A 4,859-nucleotide genomic window follows, 5' to 3' on the forward strand; every position below is an offset into this window, starting at 1 on the left:
GGGCGTGGGGGCAAATGGCCCTGGCGTTCGGGGCAGAATCCTTGCCCCATCTGCAAAACGGAATCCCGAGAGGCTATGGAAGAATCGGGGGCGAGTATCCCATAAGGCCTCCCCTTAATTTCACCGACGTTTTCCGTCTGGAACGCGATATATGGCATATCCCTTGTGGGCATGATTCCCCGTCATCCACGTGACGACAAGCTTGGCTTGGCCCACGAACCGTTCGCCACGATCCAGTGTGCTGCCCCAGGCGCGAGACGTGACCAGGCCTTGCCCGGTGGAGTAGAAACGATGCCAGTGCTCCCCGTGGACCGGATGGGTCAACAGGGTAAACTCGGGGTTTGACAACGGACCGCCCTCGTATCGGATATTAAAATTTAGGTCGGGCGTCACTGACCGCGGATATGATATGGTGGACTTTGGATGGGCGTTTAAATCTGTCTTTGACCCCAACCGTGGCGCATATGCCGATACCTCGTGTCAATGACTGCCGTCATCTTGAACCACGTAAGGATATGTTGAGGGGGTGTGTCGTGCGGATTCCCTGCCCCGTGTGTTAACCGGCATTGTTCCGGACCGGGAACTCACTATTGTATCCATCGAGTCCGACAAATACGCAGTGCGGGTCAATTATCGTGTCGCCCCGCCGCTTCCCGAGGACCGCGGCATGGGTGACGGGGACTTGAGTTGGCGATTTGTTCACTGGCAAATTGACCTGACCGACGACCTAGGCACGACTTATTGGCCAGGCGGTGGGGCCGCCGGGCTGGATCAGGGGGTCCGTTCCCTGACACCACCGTTGCCGTCAGCGGCTTCGGAGCTCACGTTGCGCATTCGCCCGTATCGCGCGGAAACCCCGACCTACACAATGCAAGTATCTGCAGACCATATTCTACGGGTCTAGACGTGGTAGCATCACGGTATACCAAGATCCATATTGATCGGTAGCCTCTTGAAGCCAGCAGCTCTTTTTCTCTAGCAAGGGGCCGCCGGCGTGGTCTCCGACATCGCTTAGGCCGTCTGCGGATGACCCGCGCGGTCCTTAACCAACCACAAGATGTGGCACTTGGCGCTACGCGGCGAAAAACAGCCAGAAAGTGGTTAATCAAAATCTACGAGTCTTCCCGAAGACGTGTTGTTAGGGCGATTTAAAGATAGACATGCCCATCCGTCCCGACGGGGCGTTTTGTATACCTGAAACCGCCCTTAAAGAGTGGATGCAGTTATTTGAGCCCCCGACGGATGAAGAACTGGAATAAATTTATCGAACTAACGGAGAGGGAAGTGCATTTGACCCCTGGCGAGAGGCGAGTCAATAAGCGAATTAGGGGACCGCGGCTACTGTGATAGCGGGGAGTGTGCGAGACCTGACCACCAGTGCTTCCCCTACAGGGTCGGCACGAAACAGCCCCCGCTATTTCGCGATCCTAATGAGGGAGTTTCGGGGGCGAATATGCATGAGGCCTCCCCGCTTGCTTACCGATTTGGCGACGATGAATGGCGGAAGGCCCGGCGATACGTTAATGGTGCGGTGCCTACGATGTCCCGAAAGTGCGTCCGGAGACTGGCGGCAGAACCGAACCCGCAGAGCTCGGCGATTCGTTCCACGGATTCGCTCGTCCGTTCGAGTAATTGTTGCGCGCGGGCGATCCGTTGCCGCAGCACCCATTGATAGGGGGTGGTGCCGGTGACTGCCCGAAACCGGCGCAAAAATGTTCGGGGACTTACGGCGGCGCGGGCGGCCAACCCCTCCACGGAGATGGGGTCGGTGAGGTGTTCGACGATCCAAGACAACAGGGAAGCCAGCCTCACGTCGTCGTGGACCGCCGGCACGGGGACATCGATGAATTGGGCTTGGCCTCCATCGCGGTGGGGCGCCGCGACGAGGTAGCGCGACACCCGGTTCGCCACGTCGGCCCCATAATCCTGCCGCACGACGTGAAGAGCCAGGTCGATGGCTGCCGCCGTTCCCGCCCCCGTCATAATCTGCCCGCCATCGACGTACAGGGCCTGTGGGTCCACCGCAATCTGCGGATATTGGCGGGCGAATCGGTCACTCCACAGCCAATGCGTGGTCGCGCGGCGCCCGTCGAGTAGCCCAGCCGCTGCCAGGACGAAGGCGCCCGTACAGAAGGAGACGAGTCGGACCCCCCGCGCGTGGGCCGCCTGCAATGTCCGGATGAGGGCCTCGGGGACAGCCTGCCGTGTGTCGGCGGGCCAGTCCGGCACCAGCACCGTGTCGGCCATGGCCGTGGCGGCGAGGTCCTGCGGGATGGCCAGCGTTAATCCGCCCTGAGTGCGCACGGACGCTCCGTCTATGGAGCACAAGGCAAGCTCATACCAGGGACCGTCAAACCCTTTGGGTGGGACTCCAAAAACCTCACACACCACCCCGAGGTTAAACTCACTGATGCCATGCATGACAATGGCGGCGATCCTCTTCATGGCGGTATTCTAGCGGATCGTGACCTTTCCGTCACTGGTTGGCGGGGTGTCGGGACCGTACAGTGGCCTGGAGAGAAACACCGAGGGAAGCCCCTCGGAACAAAATCCCGTTCAAGGAGGGCGAATGCATGGCATCTTGGGTAGTCTTGGGGGTGCCCACGTCGGCCGGCACGCACCATGCCGGCATGGACCAGGCCCCCCACCGTCTGCGTGCGGCAGGCCTCGTGGACCGGTTACGCGCGGTGAGTCCCGTGACCGACGCCGGGGATTTGCCCCGCACCCCTTATCGTCCGCAGGGGGTGGGCCGCCCCTATCGCGATGGCGGTCGGGTCGCGCAGATCAATCGGCGGGTGGCGGAGCGCGTGGCAGACGTGGTGACCGGCGACGATTGCCTGCTGGTCCTCGGCGGGGACTGCACAATCACACTGGGGGTCGTCGCGGGCCTTCTCTCGCGATGGCCGAATCTGGGCGTGGTGTACCTCGATGGCGATGTGGACTTGAGCACGCCCGGTGATACCGAATCCGGAATTCTCGACACCATGGTCAGCGCGCATCTCCTGGGACTGGTCGATACGCCGGTGTCTCGGATCGGTCCGCGCTTCCCCCTATTGGGCGCCGAGGACATCCTGTACTTTGGTTATCATCCGCAGGAGTTGACCCCCGCGGAGGAGGGGTGGCTTGGGACCCATCCTGTCCGGCATTGGTCCGTGACCCGGATTCTGGACGACCCCACGGCGGCGGCACGGCGGGCCGCCGCCGTCATGGGTGACCGACCGGTGCTCGTTCACTTCGACGTGGATGTCATCGATAGCGGCGACGCCCCCTTGGGCAACTATCCTCATTTTCAGGGGGGACTCAGCCTCGATCAAGCGGTGGCCTGTCTTCGGGCGTTTGTCCATGGCTGTCCGGTCGTGGGCGTGGTTATTACCGAACTGAACCCCCATCATGATGGCGATGGGCGGCTGTTGCCGCGGTTTATCAATCGACTGGTGAAGGCCCTGCGCGAAATTCGTCCGGTCCATGGGGGCGGGAGGAAGGGTTCGTTCGATGGGGCTTGACCGCCAAGTGCATCGGGACTTTCAACTGCTGTGGGTGGGACAGGGTTTGGCCGCCCTCGGAACCCAGATCCCTGCCCTCGCGCTCCCGCTCACCGCCATTCTGCGGCTCCATGCCTCCGCGGGTGCGGTCGGTGTCCTGAACGCGCTGCAATGGCTACCATTCTTGGTATTAAGCCTGTTCGTCGGGATGGCCGTAGACCGTCATCGACGCCGTCCGCTTCTCATCGTCGCCGATGGAGGCCGTGCGCTCGTGTTGGGCGGCATCGTGGCGCTGGCGGTGAGTGGCCGCCTGTCCTTGCCGATCCTGTGGGCACTGGTCTTTCTGTTCGGGGTGGGAACTGTCGTCTTCGAACTGGCGTTTCAGGCTTATGTGCCTGGACTAGTGGGAACCGACGGCCTGATGCGGGCCAATACCCGCCTCCAAGCGACCACCACCGGGGCGCAACTGGGCGGTCCGGCCCTGGCCGGTGCCTTGGTCCAAACAGTGACCGCGCCCGTCGCGCTGGGGCTCACGGCCGTCTCCTTGCTCATCTCTGTCGTGACGTTGAGCGCCATGCGCACCGAAGGTTTCACGCCGACCGCCACGGTCGAACGCCCGTGGACGCAATTTCTTCAAGGCGCGCAACTCATCTGGACTAATCCGTACTTGCGTTCCCTGGTCCCCGTGTCGGCATGCTATAACCTGTTCAACGAATGGATGCTGACGGTGTACCTGCTTTATGCCGTCCGCCATCTTCATCTCTCCCCGATCCTCCTGGGGGTGACCCTCGCAGGGGGGACGGGGGGAGCCTTTCTTGGAGCCCTGCTGGCGGACAAAGCCGTGCGGCGGTTCGGGCTCGGTGCGACCTTTCTGGGCGTCGTGATGCTGGAATCCTTGGCGGCACCGCTGGTGCCGCTCGCCCCGTCGGGCACCGGGTGGACGGTCCCGTTATTGGTGATGACGTTTGGCGCGATGGATTTTGGTGTGACGCTGTCGAGCGTTGTGGCGATCTCTGTCCGGCAGACGGTGACACCCGCACCCCTGCTGGGGCGGATGACGGCGGGCTACCGGATGATCTCGTACGGCACGATTCCGCTCGGGGCCGCTGCGGGCGGGTGGGTGAGCCAGGCGCTCGGTCTTCACACGGGCCTGTTGATTGGGGCGCTGGCGCTCATGACCACGATTGTCTGGGCTCTGTGGTCACCGGTGGTGCGCCTGCAGTCTATCGCAGACCTGGTCCCGACAACCGTGAATGAGCCGGATGGACAAGATATTTTGCCGGACTAATCATGGAGATTCGGGGGCGAGATCATTCCTGTAGGGAGTAGTTCTTGGAGTTTGTGTGCATGAAAGCGCCTCCCGTACGATGAGTGTGT

The 4,859-nt window shown here is 62.0% G+C and carries 5 protein-coding genes; 3 read left to right on the plus strand and 2 right to left on the minus strand.

Annotated elements, in window-relative coordinates; all coding sequences use genetic code 11:
• Positions 1-120 precede the first annotated feature (120 nt).
• Entirely contained in the window at positions 121-348 is a 228-nt protein-coding gene (locus tag HIJ39_RS21425; protein WP_169103075.1) for a hypothetical protein, read from the minus strand.
• 178 nt (positions 349-526) lie between these two features.
• Between HIJ39_RS21425 and HIJ39_RS21430 the strand changes: the two genes are divergently transcribed.
• Positions 527-904 carry a hypothetical protein gene (locus HIJ39_RS21430; RefSeq protein WP_169103076.1) on the plus strand — a complete coding sequence of 126 codons (378 nt, stop codon included), beginning with the start codon at positions 527-529 and terminating at the stop codon, positions 902-904.
• 572 nt (positions 905-1,476) lie between these two features.
• Here the strand turns inward: HIJ39_RS21430 and HIJ39_RS21435 are convergent.
• Entirely contained in the window at positions 1,477-2,445 is a 969-nt protein-coding gene (locus HIJ39_RS21435; protein ID WP_169103077.1) for a helix-turn-helix domain-containing protein, read from the minus strand.
• Positions 2,446-2,573: 128 nt separating this feature from the next.
• On the opposite strand from HIJ39_RS21435, the gene HIJ39_RS21440 reads away from it, so the two are divergent.
• The gene (locus tag HIJ39_RS21440; RefSeq protein WP_169103078.1) at positions 2,574-3,503 is read left to right on the plus strand and encodes an arginase family protein; all 930 of its coding nucleotides are present in this window, start codon (positions 2,574-2,576) and stop codon (positions 3,501-3,503) included.
• A complete protein-coding gene (locus tag HIJ39_RS21445) occupies positions 3,493-4,770 on the plus strand; it encodes an MFS transporter (protein ID WP_169103079.1) in 1,278 nt (425 codons plus the stop codon). Before HIJ39_RS21440 ends, HIJ39_RS21445 begins: the two co-directional genes overlap by 11 nt.
• Positions 4,771-4,859 lie beyond the last annotated feature (89 nt).

Source organism: Sulfobacillus harzensis (assembly GCF_012933365.1).
GTDB lineage: Bacteria > Bacillota > Sulfobacillia > Sulfobacillales > Sulfobacillaceae > Sulfobacillus_B > Sulfobacillus_B harzensis.

What these genes read in the sequence shown, in the direction of transcription:
- HIJ39_RS21435 (WP_169103077.1), bottom strand. Translation starts at nt 2,445, where the DNA reads ATGAAGAGGATCGCCGCCATTGTCATGCATGGCATCAGTGAGTTTAAC.
- HIJ39_RS21440 (WP_169103078.1), top strand. Translation starts at nt 2,574, where the DNA reads ATGGCATCTTGGGTAGTCTTGGGGGTGCCCACGTCGGCCGGCACGCAC.
- HIJ39_RS21445 (WP_169103079.1), top strand. Translation starts at nt 3,493, where the DNA reads ATGGGGCTTGACCGCCAAGTGCATCGGGACTTTCAACTGCTGTGGGTG.